Genomic DNA, 18,229 nt, shown 5'->3' with positions numbered 1-18,229 from the left:
TTTCGGTAAAACAGGAGGATTAAAATGGGAAAACCAACAGGATTTATGGAATATGACCGAGAGGTAAGCAAAGCGGTTGAACCGAAAGAAAGAATCAAAAATTTTGATGAATTCCACATCCACCTCTCAAAGAAAAAACAGGAGATTCAGGGATCACGCTGCATGGCATGCGGCGTTCCCTTCTGTCAGTCAGGTATGACACTCATGGGCATGACCAGTGGCTGTCCGCTGCACAATCTGGTGCCGGAGTGGAATGATCTGATCTATATGGGAACATGGGAGCAGGCTTACGAGCGTCTGCATAAAACCAACAACTTCCCGGAATTTACATCCCGTGTCTGCCCGGCACTGTGTGAGGCTGCATGTACCTGTGGTCTGCACGACGATCCGGTCACTGTGCGGGACAATGAGTACGGAATTATTGAATATGCATATGAAAAAGGATATGCGAAGGCAAATCCGCCAAAAGTGCGTACAGGGAAAAAAGTGGCTGTCATCGGATCCGGCCCGGCTGGTCTGGCCGTAGCAGACCAGTTAAACCGCAGAGGTCATCTGGTAACCGTATATGAGCGTGATGACCGTGTGGGTGGACTGCTGATGTATGGCATTCCGAATATGAAACTGGAAAAACACATCATTGACCGCAAAATCAATGTGATGACCGAAGAAGGCATCAACTTTGTCACCGGAGTAAATGTGGGAAAAGACGAAAAAGCAGCAAAACTTATGAAAGAGTATGATGCCGTGGTACTTGCCTGCGGTGCCAAAAATCCGCGTGATATCAATGCACCGGGCAGAGATGCAAAAGGTATTTATTTTGCAGTGGATTTCCTGTCACAGACCACAAAGAGTCTGCTCGATTCCAATCTGAAAGATAAAAAATTTGTTTCTGCAAAGGGCAAAAAAGTTGTGATCATCGGTGGTGGTGACACCGGAAATGACTGTGTGGGAACAAGCATTCGTCATGGAGCAGTATCTGTAACACAGCTTGAGATGATGCCGAAAGCTCCGGATCAGCGCGCTGCGAACAACCCGTGGCCTGAATGGCCAAAAATCTGCAAGACAGATTACGGTCAGGAAGAAGCCATTGCCGTATTCGGACATGATCCGCGAATCTATCAGACAACGGTAAAAGAGTTCTTGAAAGATAAAAACGGCAATCTGACAGGTCTGATTACTGTAAAACTGGAAGCGAAAAAAGATGAGAAAACCGGTCGCATGAACATGGTTCCGGTGGAAGGCAGTGAGCAGAAACTGGATGCAGATCTGGTACTTATCGCAGCAGGATTTCTTGGTACAGAGAAATATGTGGCAGATGCCTTTGGGGTGAAATTAAATGTCAGAACAAACGTAGAAACCGAAGAAGGCCGTTACAAGACGAATGTGAAAAAAGTCTTTACCGCAGGCGATATGCACAGAGGACAGTCACTGGTTGTATGGGCAATCCGTGAGGGGCGCGAAGCAGCCAGAGAAGTAGATGAGAGCTTGATGGGATATTCTTATCTTTCGGTACAATAGTGTAGATGTGCAGTGATTTGTTATCATTGATGAACAATCCCTCTTTTTTATTATTTTGAAAAGTATATATGCGATTGCAGCTTAATATAAAAGAACTGTTGCATCATAGATGAATCTGTGATGCAGCAGTTCTTTATATCATATTAAAAACTTATTCCTCTAAACCTTATTCTTTGTATTTTCGTATAATAATCATATAACTTATAAACAATAAAACAGCTGCGCTGGTCCAGGCACAAATTTCCGCATAAAAAATTCCGTCTTCACCGATCAGTTTTGGTAACAATAATGCAACACTGACACGCATCACAAATTCTGCAATGCCACTGGCGAGGGGAATCAGGGTATTACCCAGACCCTGAATCGCCGAACGATATACATACAGCAGATACAGTACCCATAGAAAAATTGCCATAATAAACAAATATTTATATGCAATGTCTAACACCTGTCGGATCTGTTCCGGTTCGCCGGATACAAACAGTGACAATATATTGCGTCCGAATAACACCATCACACCTGAGATCATAACAGAAGTAAGCAATGCCATATAAGTTCCGCTATGCACACCTTTCCGGATTCTCTGATATTTCTTTGCACCAAGATTCTGGCCTACATAGGTTGTAATTGCATATCCGTATGAAACGGCAGCCATCTCTAAAACTCCATATAATTTGTTTGATGCTGTAAATCCAGCTACAAACAGGAATCCAAATCCATTGACTACATACTGTACTGTAAGCCCCCCTACAGAGATGATCACATTCTGGATCGCAAGAGGAGTCGCCACTTTCAAAAGCCGCAGACTCATTGCCGGCTGTCTGTAGAAGTCCTGTTTTTCCAGTCGGATATCCGGAATTTTCCGTAACACCATCAGACAGTACAGGGCTGAAAATCCCTGTGCGATGACTGTCGCCACTGCTGCTCCGGCTACACCCCAGCCAAAAACTGCCACAAATAACAGGTCCAGTCCCACATTGATCAACGCTGCTACGGTCATTGCTATCAGTGGAGATTTGCTGTTACCCAGTGCTCGAAGAATCGCTGCAAATATATTATAAGCTGCTATGATCGGAATTCCGGCAAAGATCAGCCGAAGATATAGCATTGTCAGGTCAATGACATTATCCGGTGTCTGTAAAAACAAAAGAACATGATAAACTGCCCCTTCACTTACCGCAAGTACAATCACAGAAAGCAGTGCTGTCATGATATAGCTTTTCGCCACCGCGCATTTCAGATTTTCTTTTTCCCTTGCTCCATAAAACTGAGCTACCAGAATAGAAAAACCCTGTGTGATACCTGTCATGATACCGAACACCAGCCATACCAGCCAGTCTCCGGCGCCTACTGCCGCCAGTGCTTCAACCCCTACCACCTGTCCGACGATCATGGTATCTGCCATCGTATAAAACTGCTGAAAGATATTTCCAAGCATCAGTGGTATAGCAAAAGTAATGATCAGTTTTCCAGGTGATCCAGTGGTCATATTTTTTTCATTTGTTCCCATAAGAATCTCCTTTTTCTTCTCATCCTTGTCCGATTATTTTACATAGGACTCTGCCAAAACGCAATCCTCTATTGTATTATATGGCACATTGATATTTTTATCTACCACTTTTGGGTGACATCTTGTCACTTTGACTTGTTAATTGGATTTTATATAGGGATAATTGTGGATTTGTAAAGAATGCTAATCAGGAGTTGTTGAATAAAGTAAAAAGAGTGAAAGATTAAAAAACTAAATTTATCGGAATGAGAAGTACTTGTTTATTATGATAAATTTGCTATGGCATAAGCGTTTTCAAGTTACGCAAGAAATATTGCAGTACTGTTTTCAGTAAGCTATTATGTTGTAAATAAGGGAGCGGAGAAAACTTACCTTGGCAGCGATTGTTAGCTAACAAGGTAAGTTTTCTCCGCTCCTTTTTAATATAGTGTTACGCTTTACTTCATCGAAACCTGTCCTTTATACTTATTATAAAGCTCTTTGATCTGTTCCAGCTCAGACGCAGTCAGCGTATCTTTTGCGTATTGTTTTAATCCGGCAGTATCGCCGCTGGTGATGTAGGAAGAGGCTTCCTTCATTGTATCTGCTGACATATGATTTGTAATGATCTGATCTACGGTTGCACGGTCTGTGTCGCTCATGGCATCAAGGATTTCCTGGGCATTGACGCCTGCAATGGCAGATGTATCGGATGTGATTTGTGACTCCAGAAGTTTTTCAGCTACAACGCCGGCGGCTTTTGTTTTTATTTTTGGTAAGGCAACAAAATAGCTAACCAGTAAAATAATCACGATAGCAAACAGAAAAACAATAAATTTTTGAAAACGGTGCCGTTTATGTGGATATGCCATAATGTAACCTCCTCTTAATGTCGGTGAGAAAATGCAATGATTCTGAGAAGAATGTAATAGACTACATTGACCAGAATCATGTATCAAGTCTCATGTGTTGTCGATTTTACATGTTTCTACTTATTATAGCATGTACGATGTGGCGAAACTGTGAATTCAAAGAATATTAAGGAAATCTTCAAAATAAAGGAACGATTTTTCATCTGGAAAAAGTGCTTTATGACTTACCCTGAATATTTGCATTTGTATGTAAAAACCGTTATAATCAGAAAACAGGAAAAATGAGGTAAGAAGAAAGGAACACATACATATATGGCAGCGATTTTTTTTGATATTGACGGGACTTTATGGGACAGGGACAATAACATTCCACAGAGCACAAAAGAAGCAATTCATCAGCTTCAGGAGAACGGACATCAGACCTTCCTCTGCAGTGGAAGGACACGCGTGTTTATCAACAGTGAAGAGCTGCTCGGTATGGGATTTGACGGCATTGTCTGCGGTTGTGGCACCTTTATAGAATATAAAGGAAAAGAAATGCTGTACAAAGAGATTGACCGGGAATTATTGAAAAAGGCAGTACAGGTATTTTATGATTATGATATTGCCATGGTTATGGAAGGCCGCCATATGCTGTACATGGATGCAGACAAGATCAGCAGAGATGCATACGGAAGATATCTGCTGGAGGTTATGAAAGACTGTATGCTGCCGATTCAAGGGCATGAGGAACAGTGGGAAGCAAGTAAGTTTTCTGTTTTAATCCATGATCGGGATTATCCGGCGGTGATCGAATTATTAAAGGATGATTATGATTTTATGGTTCACGGGGATGTGGCCATGGAAGTAGTACCAAAAGGATACAGCAAAGCGAGCGGAATTGCTTTTGTATGCGAAAAACTGGGAATTGATGTAAAGGATACCTATGCATTCGGTGACAGTGCCAATGATGTAGACATGCTGGAGTTTGCCGGTGTGGGAGTTGCGATGGGGGACGGAACGGATGTGGCTAAAGAGCATGCGGACTATGTAACCAGGGGGTTGCATGAAGACGGTATTTATCATGCACTGAAGCATTTTGCATTGATTTAAAAAATGAAAAAGTGAGAAAAAGTAAGAAAAAAAGAGTATATAAGAGGAAAGTGGAAAAAATACACACATATATACGAAATCATTTAGTTGCGATTCAGGTGCAAAAAAACTATTATATGACTATCGGTTAGCACTCAGAAGAAATGAGTGCTAATAAAACAAAAGAAAGCATAGAACTTATATATAGAATAAGGAGGAATCACATCATGAAATTAGTACCATTAGGTGACAGAGTTGTATTAAAACAGGTAGAGGCAGAAGAGACCACAAAATCCGGTCTGATCCTTACAACAAGTGCACAGGAGAAACCACAGGAAGCAGAAGTAATCGCTGTAGGACCTGGTGGAATGGTAGATGGTAAAGAAGTAACCATGCAGGTAAAACCTGGTGATAAAGTTATTTATTCTAAATATGCAGGTAACGAAGTAAAATTAGAGGGTGAGGAGTACATCATCGTAAGACAGAATGACATCCTTGCTGTAGTAGAGTAATAAAATTGAAGGAGGAAAATTATCATGGCAAAAGAATTAAAATATGGATCAGAGGCAAGAAAAGCTCTGGAAGCTGGTGTAGATAAATTAGCAGATACCGTTCGTGTTACATTAGGACCGAAAGGAAGAAACGTAGTTCTGGATAAATCTTTTGGTGCTCCACTGATCACAAATGATGGTGTTACAATCGCAAAAGACATTGAACTTGAGGATGCATTCGAGAACATGGGTGCACAGCTTGTAAAAGAAGCAGCTACAAAGACAAATGATGTAGCTGGTGATGGTACAACAACCGCTACCGTTCTTGCTCAGGCAATGATTAAAGAGGGAATGAAAAACCTGGAAGCAGGTGCAAACCCAATCGTTATGAGAAGAGGTATGAAGAAAGCAACTGAGGCTGCTGTAAAAGCAATCGCAGCTATGAGCCAGAAAGTTGACGGAAAGAACCATATCGCTAAAGTTGCAGCAATCTCCGCTGGCGACGAGACAGTAGGAAATATGGTAGCAGATGCTATGGAGAAAGTTTCCGCAGACGGTGTTATCACAATCGAAGAGTCCAAGACAATGCAGACAGAGTTAGACTTAGTAGAAGGTATGCAGTTTGACCGTGGATATATTTCTGCATACATGGCAACTGATATGGATAAAATGGAAGCAAACCTGGATGAGCCATACATCCTGATCACAGATAAGAAGATTACAAACATTCAGGAGATTTTACCACTGTTAGAGCAGATCTTACAGACAGGTAAAAAATTATTAATCATCGCTGAGGATATCGAGGGTGATGCATTAACAAACCTGATCGTAAACAAATTACGTGGAACAATCACTGTTGTCGGCGTAAAAGCACCGGGATATGGTGACAGAAGAAAAGCAATGCTGCAGGATATCGCAATCCTGACAGGTGGTACTGTAATTTCTTCCGAACTTGGTCTGGAATTAAAAGATGTAACATTAGATCAGCTTGGTCAGGCAAAATCTGTTAAAGTTCAGAAAGAGAACACAATCATCGTTGACGGTGAGGGTGATTCTGAGGCAATTAAAGCAAGAGTTGCTCAGATCCGTGCAGAGATTGAGACAACTACATCTGATTTCGACCGTGAGAAACTGCAGGAGAGACTTGCGAAGATGGCAGGCGGCGTAGCAGTGATCCGTGTAGGTGCAGCTACAGAAGCAGAGATGAAAGAAAGCAAACTGCGTATGGAAGACGCTCTGGCAGCTACAAAAGCAGCAGTAGAGGAAGGAATCATTGCAGGTGGCGGATCTGCATACATCCATGCAACAAAAGAGGTTGCAAAACTTGCTGAGACACTGGAAGGTGATGAGAAGACAGGAGCAAAAGTAATCCTGAAAGCTCTGGAAGCTCCGTTATTCTACATTTCCGCAAATGCAGGTCTCGAAGGCGCTGTCATCATCAACAAAGTTCGTGAGAGCGAGCCGGGTGTCGGATTTGATGCAGCAAAAGAAGAGTATGTAAACATGGTAGATGCAGGAATCCTTGATCCTGTAAAAGTTACAAGAAGTGCATTACAGAACGCAACAAGCGTTGCTTCTACATTATTGACAACAGAGTCTGTTGTAGCAGACATCAAAGAGCCAGCTCCGGCAATGCCGGCAGGTGGTGCACCGGGAATGGGAATGATGTAATTCAACAGCTCACATATGCCCTAACAAAAAAGCCGTCCGCATGCTTGCATGTGGGACGGCTTTTTGGACTTTCTTTTTTACAACATATCGTTTAGCCAATTATATCGGCGAGCGGACAGATCTGTACGTCATTTTCAGTAAGTACTTTACGGATTTTTTCTACAAAAAGCAATGCTTTTTCGCCATCTCCGTGTACACATACAGAATCAGCCTGAATCGGAATATCTTTTCCGGTGACAGCAGTGACAACGCCTTCTTTTACCATACGGATCACACGGGCAATAGCCTCATCTTCATCTGTGATCATGGCGCCTTCTTTGCGACGGTTTACTAACGTACCATCTTCTTCATATCCGCGGTCAGCAAATACTTCACTGGCTGCTTTTAAGCCACAGTCTTTTGCCGCACGGATCATTTCACTTCCAGATAATCCCATAACAATAATTTCAGGATCATAGTCGTGGATCGCTTCGCAGATAGCCAGAGAAAGGGCATAATCTTTGGCAGCCATGTTGTACAAGGCTCCATGTGGTTTGACGTGCTGCAGACGCATTCCGTTTGCCTGACACATGCCTCCAAGAGCGCTGATCTGATACAGCGTATAAGCTTTGGCTTCTTCTGGGGAAATTGCCATATTTCTGCGGCCAAATCCCATCAGATCCGGAAGTCCCGGATGCGCTCCGATCTTGATGCCAGCCTCTTTGGTGCGGGCAATGGATTCGAGCATTACGACAGGATCGGATGCATGATATCCGCAGGCAATATTTGCAGAGGAAATAAGGGGAATGATTTTTTCATCCATTCCAATGGTATAGCGGCCGAAGCTTTCGCCCAGATCACTATTTAAATCTACCTGATACATGGTAAAGACCTCTCTTTCTGATTAAAAATCATGCTTTACATTTGTGGATTTATCAGTCCAGACGCAAAATCCGTTCAATAAAGCCGGTGTCGGCTTTTCCTTCACAGAACTCTGGATTTTTCAGAATACGATACTGGAAATCCAGGTTGGTTTCCACACCCATGATAAGCATTTCATCCAATGCAGAACGCATTTTCTGCAGGGCAGCTTTACGATCCGGTGCATGTACAATGACTTTTGCAATCATGGAATCGTATTCGGAAGGAATGCGGTAACCGGTGTAAAGGGCGGTGTCCACACGGACGCCGTTTCCTGCCGGCAGGTGCAGATGTTTAACCACACCGGGACTTGGCATAAAGTTTTTCTCCGGAATTTCCGCATTGATGCGGCATTCGATGGCATGTCCCTTTGGTGTGACATCATTCTGGGAAAAACTTAACGGTTCTCCCATAGCTATGCGAATCTGTTCAATGATCAGATCGGTACCGGTGACCATTTCTGTGACACCGTGCTCTACCTGAATTCGGGTGTTCATTTCCATGAAATAGTAAGTGCCTTTCGGATCTACGATAAATTCGACAGTTCCGGCATTTGTATAATTCACTGCTTTGGCTGCAAGAATTGCGTCATGATTCATGGAAGCACGCATTTTTTCTGTGATGGCAGGAGATGGAGATTCTTCGATCAGCTTCTGATGATTTCGCTGTACCGAGCAGTCACGTTCTCCAAGTGCAACTACGTTTCCGAAATTGTCTGCCATGATCTGAATTTCCACATGGCGCGGATTTTCGATATATTTTTCGATGTACATTGTATCATCGCCAAACGCATTTGCAGATTCCCGTTGTGCCATGTTGAAATGAAATTCAAACTCGTCTTTGGACTGTGCCACGCGCATACCTTTTCCACCGCCGCCGGAGGATGCTTTGATCATTACCGGATAACCGATCTCATCCGCAAATTTTTCACCGGTTTCAGCATCATAGACTGGTTCTCTTGTGCCGGGAACGACAGGTACTTTGGCATCCATCATGGTCTGGCGGGCATGGGATTTATTTCCCATACTGTTGATGACTTCTGCAGTCGGACCGATAAATGCGATACCATATTCGTTGCAGAGACGGACAAAATCTGCATTTTCAGATAAAAATCCAAATCCCGGGTGGATGGCATCAGCACCGACATTGCGGGCTGCTGTGATAATGCGTTCCATATTCAGGTAATTGTTGCGGGCAGGACCTTCTCCAATGCAGACACGCTGATCCGCAAGTTGTACATGAAGACTGTTTTGATCTTCTTTGGAATATACAGCGACGCTGCGGATTCCCATGTTTCGGCAGGCGCGGATAATGCGGACTGCGATTTCTCCACGATTTGCGATTAATATTTTGTGAAACATCAGCAGGCCTCCTTAGTCATCCAGTTTTTTTACCTTAAACAGTGGCTGGCCATATTCGATTTTCTGTTCATTGCTGACCAGTACTGCTTCGATTTCACAGTCAAAATCACTTTCAATTTCGTTCATCAGCTTCATAGCTTCCAGAATACATACAGTCTGGCCGGCTTTGACTCTGTCACCGACTTTTACGAAGGCTTTTGCTTCCGGTGACGGAGCAGAGTAGAAAGTGCCGACAATCGGAGATGTGATGTAAGTTTCATCTTCGGCTTCTTCTTCTGCCTGGGCAGCAGGTGCTGTCTGCGCGATGGTGATTGCGGCTTCTCCCGGAACACCAGCAGTTCCGCGGCGGCTCATTTTGATCTTTGTATCGCCTTCCTGGATGGAAAACTCCAGCATGGAAGAATTTTCAATAATCTGTACAAGTTTTTCAATCTGTTGTAAATCCATGATAATTTGTTACTCCTTTAATTATTCAGTAGTTAGTCCTGGAACAGCTTTGTCAGGCGCTTAGCTACCAGCCTGCAGTCCAGTACCTCTTTACATGGCTGATAAATTTGTTTGCGGAATTCCTGCAGTTCGTGCAGTTCATCCTGCATCAATTGCTGGGCTTCTTCCACAGTAACTGCCTGAAACCGTACTTTGTGGTCTGTTTTCCGCTGAACCAGTTTTGGAATATCCACGGAAATGACAGTGGCAATTTTGGCATATCCTCCGGTGGTCTGGCGGTCAGAAAGCAGAATGATCGGTTTTCCGTGGCTTGGTACCTGAACGGAACCAAAGGCAATTCCATCGGAAATAATATCCGATGTCGTTTTGTAGGCAATAAAAGGCCCTTCCAGACGGCATCCCATGCGGTCAAATTCGCTGGTTACAGTATATTCTGATTCCAGGAATGTTTTTCGCCCTGCAGTGGTAAAAGATTTATCCTGTGGTCCCATGATGACACGTAAAGTCACCTCATCCTGGTCAAATTCATCCAGATCCAGGGTGCGGGACAGGTAATACGGTAGATATCTTCGCTTGATACGGAAACCGACATAATCTCCGTCCATCAGGCGGCGTCCTTTATATCCACCGATGGAGCATTTGATATTGGTAGAACGGCTGCCCATCACCACCGGGATATCCAGGTAGCTGGAAAAAGCGATGTAGCCGCGGCTTCCGGTTCTGGCTCCACGGAAAGATAAGATATCACCGCGGTGTATGTAAACTGCGGTATAGTTTTTGATCGGCTTACCATTTACCTGTGGCTGGAAATCACCGCCGGTGATAGCAATGATGGTCTCGGAAGTGAATTCCAGGGTTGGTCCCATCAGGGTAAACTCCAGAACCGCTTCATTTTCCGGATTATCCAGAAGCAGATTTGCAATTTTAAAGGAACGTACATCCATGACACCGGACACGCCGAAGCCCTGGCTCTGATAGCCGGTTCTTCCAAGATCCTGTACGGTTGTGAGCATGCCGCCTTTTAATACACGAACGCCCATAGGTTACACCTCCTTTGGATGAATGGTACAGGTATAAGTACCGTTATCCACTTCATTTTTTATGTTTGCAAAATCAGATTCACTGACCGGGACGAAACGGATGTAATCACCTGCTTCAAAAAGAATCGGAACATCACGGTTCGGATCATAAGTTTTAACCGGTGTCAGTCCCAGTAACTGCCAGCCACCCGGGGAATCCAGTGGATAGATGCCGGTCTGGGAACCGCCAATGCCGACACTTCCGGCCGGAATCCGGATACGTGGATTTGCCAGACGTGGAGTGTGAATACGCTCATCCAGACCGCCCAGGTAGGAAAATCCAGGCAGAAATCCAAGCATGTAGATCAGATAGTCACTGGATGAATGAATAGTAATGACTTCCTGTGTGGTAAGGTTTGCATGTTTTGCAATATTTTCCAGATCCGGGCCGTATTCCCCGCCGTAGCATACCGGAATTTCAAAAATACGGGAAGAAGAAGCTTTTTTGCTGACTTCCAGTTTTAATAATTTTTCCAGACGGCGTTTTAATTTGCGATAGTCAATGACCCGCGGATCGTAGTTGATGAGAAGGCTTGTGAAAGCAGGGATCACATCTGTGACACCTTCCAGATGCTGTTCTCTCATCAGATGCACAAATGCAGTGATCTGTGCATTGATTTCAGGAGAAATCTCCTGCCCAAACTGAATGAGCAGGGAGGAATCTCCGGCGGTAAGAATTTTTGTCTCTTTCATAATTGATCATGCTCCATTATGCAAAAAGTGTTGCAAGGTTTCCAAGGGAGGTGATGCCGAGGTATGCAGAGATGATAACAACAATGATACCAAGGATCAGCAGCCAGGTTGGATGATGGTAATCCTCCCCCATGATGGTTTTCTTTTTGGAAGCTACCAGACACACACCCAGGGTGATCGGAAGAATCAGACCGTTTAAGGCACCTGCCAGAACGAGCAGAGTAGCCGGCTGACCGATCAGAGTCATAACGATGGTGCTGAGGATGATAAATCCGACAATAAACCATTTTTCATTTTTTTCGATTACTTTGCTGAATGTCTTCAGGAAAGATACGGAAGTATATGCACAGCCAACGATGGAAGTGATGGCAGCACATAAAAGCACAAGCCCGAAGAAGCGATATCCGATCTCACCGGCACCGATTTTGAATGCATCAGCAGCAGGGTTGGACGGATCCAGTGTATGAGCACCGGAAGTTGCAGTAGCAACGACAACACCAAGGATAGCGAGGAATAACAGTACACGTACGATGGTTGCGATACCAAGTCCCATGACAGAACTTTTTCTGATTTCACTCAGATTTTCCTTTTTCGTGATACCGGCATCAATCAGACGATGTGCACCGGCAAAGGTGATATATCCGCCGACAGTACCGCCAAGTAATGTCAGGATTGCAGGGAAGATATCGCCCATTGGTGCAGATGGTGCAACGGTTTCTTTTAATGCATAGCCAACTGGTGGACGAACAATGAGAATCACTACAAAGATAACAGCGATCATGAGTCCGCCAAGTACTTTGGTCAGTGTGTCCATAGCTTTTAAAGCATTTTTAAACAAGAAAACAAGAACGGCAATGGCACCTGCCAGGAAATATCCTGCGGTGGTCGGGATACCAAGCAGTGTGTTAAAACCAAGCGCACCTCCACCAACGTTACCGATATTGAAGACCAGTCCGCCGGCAACGATCAGGAAAGCTACTACATAACCGAGTCCCGGAAGGACTTTATTTGCCACATCCTGTCCACGCATGCCGGATACACATAAAACACGCCATACATTTAACTGCACGATGGCTGCCAGTATGATAGAAATCAAAATGACAAAGCCGAAACTTCCGTGTAAGCTGTCAGTGAATTTTCCGGTCTGGGTCAAAAAGCCCGGACCAATGGCAGAAGTTGCCATAAGGAATGCGGCACCGATCAGGGCACCGGCATTTTTTTTCTGATTGTTTTTGTTCATAAGTATCTCCTTCTGTATGATATGTACTCTCAGAACTGTTAAAAAATTTCCAGAGTCCATTTTTTATAGTGTTACTATTATACATAATTATAAGAAGAAGTACAAACTTTTTTATTATTACAGTTCACTCATCATATGTATTCAAATATTGATCATGCTTGCATGAGGAAATATTTGGATACATAATGAGAAGGGAGCGCCTTTTTATGAGCAAAAGTAGTAGCGTAGCTACGGAGAAGTCCTGAAAGGACGTTTTGCGAATGGCGCGTGTGAACTGTAACTTATAAATAAAGTGAAAAGTGTCACTTGTATGTTCTCAGAATTAGTGCTAAAATAATCTTAGAAATTGCATAGGGATTTGCATGAGATTATGAGCTGAGCAAAAAGAAAAACCATGAGAGTGGTTTATTTTTGCTCGGCTTTTATTAGTTAAAGGAGAAGAATGTTATGTATGATGTAATGATCATAGGAGCAGGCGTGACAGGAAGTGCCATTGCCCGGGAACTGATGCGTAAGAAGAGAAAGGTAGCAGTATTGGAGCGCTGCAGTGATATTTGCGAAGGAACCAGCAAGGCAAATAGTGGCATTGTACACGCCGGATTTGACGCAACACCCGGAACATTAAAAGCGAAGATGAATGTGCAGGGAAGCAAGAGGATGGAAGCACTTTCGAAGGAACTTGATTTTTCTTATAAGCGGAATGGTTCGCTGGTGCTTTGTTTTGAAGATGCGGACAGATCAAAATTAGAAGAATTACTGGAAAAAGCGGAGAAAAATGGTGTGGAAGGATGTCAGATCATTTCCGGTGATGAAGTGCGGCAGATGGAACCGCAGGTGTCGGATCAGGTCGTGGCTGCGCTGTATGCGCCGGCAGGCGGCATTGTATGTCCTTTTGGATTGACGATCGCACTGGCAGAAAATGCATGTGCAAACGGTGTACAGTTTTTCCTGAACCAGGAAGTTCAGAATATTGTAAAAAAAGATGGATATTATGAGGTCTGCACGCAGGATCATGTGTATGAGACAAAACTGGTAGTAAATGCTGCAGGCGTTTATGCGGATGTTTTTCACAATATGGTCAGTGAACAGAAGATTCAGATCATTCCGCGAAAGGGCGAGTATTGTCTGCTGGATAAAAAAGTAGGCGAATTTGTCTCTCATACGATTTTCCAGCTTCCGACAAAATATGGAAAAGGTGTACTGGTAACGCCGACCGTACATGGTAATCTGATGCTTGGACCGACGGCAGTGGACGAATTGGACAAGGAAAATATCGCAACCACAGCAGAAGGTCTGGAGGATCTGCAGCAGCGTGCGGGCTTAAGTACACCAAACCTGCCAAAACGCCAGACTATCACGTCATTTGCCGGTCTTCGTGCACATACAGAGAAGAATGATTTTATCATTGAAGAAGTGGCAGATGCACCGGGATTTATCGATGTGGCAGGGATTGAATCTCCGGGACTTTCCAGTGCACCGGCGATTGGCATTTATGTGGCAGAAATGATTGAAAAACTGCTTCCGGCAGAGGATAATCCGGAGTTTGTATCCACCAGAAAAGGAGTGGTCTGCATGGAAGAACTGAGTATGGAAGAACGCCATCTGATGATCCGGAAAAATCCGGCGTATGCGAATGTGATCTGCCGCTGTGAGATGGTGACAGAAGGAGAGATTCTGGATGCGATCCACCGTCCGTTGGGAGCGACAACGCTGGATGGAGTGAAACGCAGAACCCGTGCGGGAATGGGAAGATGTCAGGCAGGATTCTGTTCCCCGAAAACCGTGGAAATCCTTGCAAGGGAACTTGGATGCGACATCAGTGAGATTACGAAAAAAGGCAGAAATTCAGGATTCCTGACCGGATATGATAAGGAGGAACTGTAATATGAAAACGAAAATTGCAATCATCGGCGGCGGTCCTGCAGGTCTGTCAGCAGCAGTTGCGGCACGAAAGGCCGGTGTGAAAGATATTTTGATTTTAGAGCGTGATGAGCAGCTTGGCGGTATTTTAAATCAGTGCATCCACAATGGATTTGGGTTACATACGTTTCAGGAAGAGCTGACAGGACCGGAGTATGCGGCACGTTTTATTGCAGAAGTGGAAGAAATGCAGATTCCATATCTGCTGTCAACTATGGTGGTGGATATCAGTCCGGAGAAAAAGATTACCTGTATGAACCGGGAACAGGGAATGTTTGTGCTAGAGGCGGAAGCCATCATTCTGGCGATGGGATGCAGGGAACGTCCGAGAGGTGCCCTGAATATTCCGGGGTATCGTCCGGCGGGAATTTATTCTGCAGGAACCGCACAGCGTTACGTCAACATAGAGGGACGGATGCCAGGTGAAAAAGTGGTCATTCTTGGCTCCGGTGACATCGGTCTGATCATGGCGCGGCGCATGACGTTTGAAGGCGCTAAAGTGCAGGTGGTGGCAGAACTGATGCCTTATTCCGGTGGGTTGAAGCGAAACATTGTACAGTGTCTGGATGATTATGATATTCCGTTAAAATTAAGTCATACTGTGGTAGATATCAAAGGGAAAGACCGGGTGGAGGCAGTTACGATCGCACAGGTGGATGAAAAATTAAAACCGATTCCGGGAACAGAAGAAACCTACGAGTGTGATACCTTACTGTTATCCTGCGGATTAATCCCGGAAAATGAGCTTTCCGGAAAATTGGGTGTGGAATTAAGTACGGTGACTTCGGGGCCGATTGTAAATGAGCGTCTGGAAACTAATATTCCGGGTGTGTTTGCCTGCGGAAACGTATTACATGTGCATGATCTGGTGGATTATGTATCCGAAGAAGCTGGCGCAGCAGGAACGTTTGCGGCAGAATATATGACACAGCAGTTTGCGGAAGACACGACAGAAATCGCTATCTGCCCGGAGGGTGGTGTGCGCTATACCGTGCCGTCTTCCATTCATCCTCATCGGATGCAGGACAAACAGATCGTCCGTTTCCGCGTTGGAAATGTATACAAAAACAGTGAACTCTGTGTTTATTTTGACGATAGTTGTATCATGCGTCTGAAAAAGAAAGTTATGGCACCGGGCGAGATGGAACAGGTAATTTTACAAAAGAAAAAATTGCAGGAATATGAAAATCTGTCCAAAATAACAATTCGAATCGAACAGGGGGAAGCATAATGGAACGAAAAGAACTGATTTGTATCGGCTGTCCGCTGGGCTGTAATCTGACAGTGGAAATGGATGGCGGGCAGGTGGTATCTGTAAATGGAAATACATGCAAACGCGGAGATGATTATGCCAGAAAGGAACTGACAGACCCAAGAAGAATCGTGACATCGACAGTGCCGGTAGCTGGAGGCAATCTGCCGGTGGTATCGGTAAAAACGGCATCAGATATTCCGAAGGGAAAAATCCGGGAATGTCTGTGTGCATTAAAAGGAGTGACACTTACTGCACCGGTTCAGATCGGTGATGTGATTGTGGAAAATGTGGCAGATACCGGCGTGGATGTGATCGCAACGAAATCTATATCGGATGAGAGATGACTCCCACCTCTATAGGTGGTGAGCAACAAGAATGCCGAGGGAATTCTTGAAACATTTTGAGAGATACGATAGAATGATGTTGAGGTCAAAAGATGCCATAAGAATTGTTCCGTACTTCGTACTCCTACAATTCTACCCAATATTCGCATATCGTGAAGCTGACGCTCCACTTTTATGCTCATATCAGGGCGGGTCATTAAGCCATAAAACCACTCTTGTGCGAGCACATCGTGGTTTCAGGCTTTTGACCCTGGCATCATAGAATAATAAGAAAAGTTGACGGAAATGAGGAGAAATCATGGGGAAAAAATATATCATGGCATTGGATCAGGGAACCACAAGCTCCCGGTGTATTTTATTTGATCATGAGGGAAATATCTGTGGGATGGCACAGAAAGAGCTGACACAGATTTATCCGCAACCGGGCTGGGTGGAGCAGAATCCGCGTGAAATATGGTCTACACAGTTATCTGTTTTGACAGAAGCTCTGGCTGTGACAGGAGCAATGCCAGAAGATATTGAAGGAATCGGAATTACGAATCAGCGTGAAACAACGATTGTGTGGAATCGTTTTACCGGGGTGCCGGTATACAATGCGATTGTCTGGCAGTGTCGTCGAACGGCAGAACAGATTGACCGTCTGAAAGAGGAAAAATTTGATGAGCTGATCCGTGAGCGGACTGGACTGATCGCAGATGCATATTTTTCAGCGAGCAAGATTGCGTGGATTCTGGACAATGTCGAAGGTGCACGGGAACAGGCAGAGGAAGGAAACCTTTTATTTGGAACCGTGGACACCTGGCTGATCTGGAATCTGACCGGAGGCGCTGTGCATGTGACAGACTATTCCAACGCATCCAGAACAATGCTTTATGATATTCACAAATGCTGCTGGGATCAGGAAATCCTGGAAAAATTCAACATTCCGGAAAGTATGCTTCCGGAAGTAAAACCATCCAGCTATATCTATGGTTATACTGATCCGGCGGTGACAGGTGGAGAAATCCCGGTGTGCGGAGCAGCGGGAGATCAGCAGGCAGCTTTGTTTGGGCAGAGTTGTTTTGGAAAAGGGGAAGGAAAAATTACATACGGAACCGGATGTTTTCTTCTTATGAATACTGGAAATGAACCGATCACATCAAAAAATGGATTGTTGACGACATTGGCGGCGAGTGTCAGTGATGAGGTGGAATATGCATTGGAAGGAAGCGTATTTGTGGCAGGTGCGGCGATCCAGTGGCTGCGGGATGAGATGCGCATGATCAAAAGTGCGCGCCAGTCAGAAGAGTACGCAGATGAAGTACCGGATTGCAAGGGAGTTTATGTCGTTCCTGCTTTTACCGGAATGGGTGCACCATATTGGGATTCCTATGCACGGGGCACCATTGTAGGTGTGACCAGAGGATGTAAAAAAGAGCATTTTATCCGTGCAACGTTGGAGTCCATCGCTTATCAGGCTTATGATGTCATTGCCGCAATGGAAGAAGATGCCGGAGTTAAAATGACACATTTAAAAGTGGACGGTGGAGCCAGTGCGAATAATATGCTGATGAAATTCCAGGCAGATATCGCAGGAATCCGTGCAGAGCGTCCGAAATGCATTGAGACAACAGCACTTGGTGCGGCGTATCTGGCAGGATTGGCTGTAGGCTATTGGAGCAGCAAGGATGAAATTCGCAAAAACTGGAATCTTGGCCGTACGTTTGAACCCACCATGGAGGAAACAGAGCGTGCGAAACTGCTGAAAGGCTGGCATCGCGCAGTGCGTTGTGCACTTGCATGGTCTCAGGATGAAGAATGAAATTGTAATTTCTGATGTGTTCGTTTTTCCAAAGAACAGAAAAAATGTCTTTATATCCTATGGATTTTCATGTATAA

16 protein-coding genes are annotated in these 18,229 nt (G+C 44.5%); 8 read left to right on the top strand and 8 right to left on the bottom strand.

The features are described 5' to 3' along the window. The first annotated feature begins 24 nt into the window (after positions 1–24). Positions 25–1,518 carry a glutamate synthase subunit beta gene (locus tag HMPREF0373_RS09655; RefSeq protein ID WP_021739523.1) on the top strand — a complete coding sequence of 498 codons (1,494 nt, stop codon included), beginning with the start codon at positions 25–27 and terminating at the stop codon, positions 1,516–1,518. 166 nt (positions 1,519–1,684) lie between these two features. On the opposite strand, the gene HMPREF0373_RS09650 is transcribed toward HMPREF0373_RS09655, so the two are convergent. Both HMPREF0373_RS09650 and HMPREF0373_RS09645 read right to left on the bottom strand, forming a co-directional pair. Further along, positions 1,685–3,028, bottom strand: coding sequence for an MATE family efflux transporter (locus HMPREF0373_RS09650; RefSeq protein WP_021739522.1), 1,344 nt, complete (start codon positions 3,026–3,028; stop codon positions 1,685–1,687). Positions 3,029–3,465: 437 nt separating this feature from the next. After that, a complete protein-coding gene (locus HMPREF0373_RS09645) occupies positions 3,466–3,879 on the bottom strand; it encodes a hypothetical protein (protein ID WP_021739521.1) in 414 nt (137 codons plus the stop codon). Between the two features lie 312 nt (positions 3,880–4,191). On the opposite strand from HMPREF0373_RS09645, the gene HMPREF0373_RS09640 reads away from it, so the two are divergent. From HMPREF0373_RS09640 to groL, 3 genes are all read left to right on the top strand, one after another. Beyond that, positions 4,192–4,971, top strand: a complete 780-nt coding sequence (locus HMPREF0373_RS09640; protein ID WP_021739519.1) for a Cof-type HAD-IIB family hydrolase — start codon at positions 4,192–4,194, stop codon at positions 4,969–4,971. Positions 4,972–5,177: 206 nt separating this feature from the next. Next, a complete protein-coding gene (gene groES / locus HMPREF0373_RS09635) occupies positions 5,178–5,462 on the top strand; it encodes a co-chaperone GroES (protein WP_022036466.1) in 285 nt (94 codons plus the stop codon). A gap of 24 nt (positions 5,463–5,486) precedes the next feature. Then, complete coding sequence (groL, locus tag HMPREF0373_RS09630) at positions 5,487–7,112, top strand: chaperonin GroEL (protein WP_021739516.1); 1,626 nt, start codon at positions 5,487–5,489, stop codon at positions 7,110–7,112. Positions 7,113–7,203: 91 nt separating this feature from the next. On the opposite strand, the gene HMPREF0373_RS09625 is transcribed toward groL, so the two are convergent. Genes HMPREF0373_RS09625 through HMPREF0373_RS09600 form a run of 6 tightly spaced genes read right to left on the bottom strand, consistent with a single transcriptional unit; the run spans position 7,204 to position 12,832 of the window. Next, positions 7,204–7,974, bottom strand: coding sequence for a LamB/YcsF family protein (locus tag HMPREF0373_RS09625; RefSeq protein WP_021739515.1), 771 nt, complete (start codon positions 7,972–7,974; stop codon positions 7,204–7,206). A gap of 52 nt (positions 7,975–8,026) precedes the next feature. Continuing rightward, positions 8,027–9,373, bottom strand: a complete 1,347-nt coding sequence (accC, locus tag HMPREF0373_RS09620; protein WP_021739514.1) for an acetyl-CoA carboxylase biotin carboxylase subunit — start codon at positions 9,371–9,373, stop codon at positions 8,027–8,029. A 12-nt stretch (positions 9,374–9,385) separates the two neighbouring features. Next, positions 9,386–9,820, bottom strand: coding sequence for an acetyl-CoA carboxylase biotin carboxyl carrier protein (gene accB, locus HMPREF0373_RS09615; protein WP_021739513.1), 435 nt, complete (start codon positions 9,818–9,820; stop codon positions 9,386–9,388). A 32-nt stretch (positions 9,821–9,852) separates the two neighbouring features. Continuing rightward, positions 9,853–10,860 (bottom strand): 5-oxoprolinase subunit C family protein, encoded by a 1,008-nt coding sequence (locus HMPREF0373_RS09610; RefSeq protein WP_021739512.1) that lies wholly within the window; start codon positions 10,858–10,860, stop codon positions 9,853–9,855. 3 nt (positions 10,861–10,863) lie between these two features. Next, positions 10,864–11,592, bottom strand: a complete 729-nt coding sequence (gene pxpB, locus HMPREF0373_RS09605) for a 5-oxoprolinase subunit PxpB (RefSeq protein WP_021739511.1) — start codon at positions 11,590–11,592, stop codon at positions 10,864–10,866. A 16-nt stretch (positions 11,593–11,608) separates the two neighbouring features. After that, complete coding sequence (locus tag HMPREF0373_RS09600) at positions 11,609–12,832, bottom strand: NRAMP family divalent metal transporter (RefSeq protein ID WP_044963753.1); 1,224 nt, start codon at positions 12,830–12,832, stop codon at positions 11,609–11,611. A 447-nt stretch (positions 12,833–13,279) separates the two neighbouring features. On the opposite strand from HMPREF0373_RS09600, the gene HMPREF0373_RS09595 reads away from it, so the two are divergent. The 4 genes from HMPREF0373_RS09595 to glpK all read left to right on the top strand — a co-directional run bounded on the left by HMPREF0373_RS09595 (position 13,280) and on the right by glpK (position 18,152). Next, positions 13,280–14,716: an NAD(P)/FAD-dependent oxidoreductase gene (locus HMPREF0373_RS09595; protein ID WP_021739509.1), complete on the top strand. Its 1,437-nt coding sequence runs from the start codon at positions 13,280–13,282 to the stop codon at positions 14,714–14,716. A 1-nt stretch (position 14,717) separates the two neighbouring features. Beyond that, positions 14,718–15,983, top strand: a complete 1,266-nt coding sequence (locus HMPREF0373_RS09590; RefSeq protein ID WP_021739508.1) for an NAD(P)/FAD-dependent oxidoreductase — start codon at positions 14,718–14,720, stop codon at positions 15,981–15,983. After that, positions 15,983–16,351 (top strand): DUF1667 domain-containing protein, encoded by a 369-nt coding sequence (locus HMPREF0373_RS09585; protein WP_021739507.1) that lies wholly within the window; start codon positions 15,983–15,985, stop codon positions 16,349–16,351. Before HMPREF0373_RS09590 ends, HMPREF0373_RS09585 begins: the two co-directional genes overlap by 1 nt. A 298-nt stretch (positions 16,352–16,649) precedes the next feature. Further along, on the top strand, positions 16,650–18,152 hold the full coding sequence (gene glpK / locus HMPREF0373_RS09580) for a glycerol kinase GlpK (protein WP_021739506.1): 1,503 nt from the start codon (positions 16,650–16,652) through the stop codon (positions 18,150–18,152). Positions 18,153–18,229: the final 77 nt, after the last annotated feature.

Source organism: Eubacterium ramulus ATCC 29099 (assembly GCF_000469345.1).
Taxonomy (GTDB): domain Bacteria; phylum Bacillota; class Clostridia; order Lachnospirales; family Lachnospiraceae; genus Eubacterium_I; species Eubacterium_I ramulus.
Note: the sequence above shows the minus strand (reverse complement) of the source record. Positions and strands in the feature narration are given on the sequence as shown.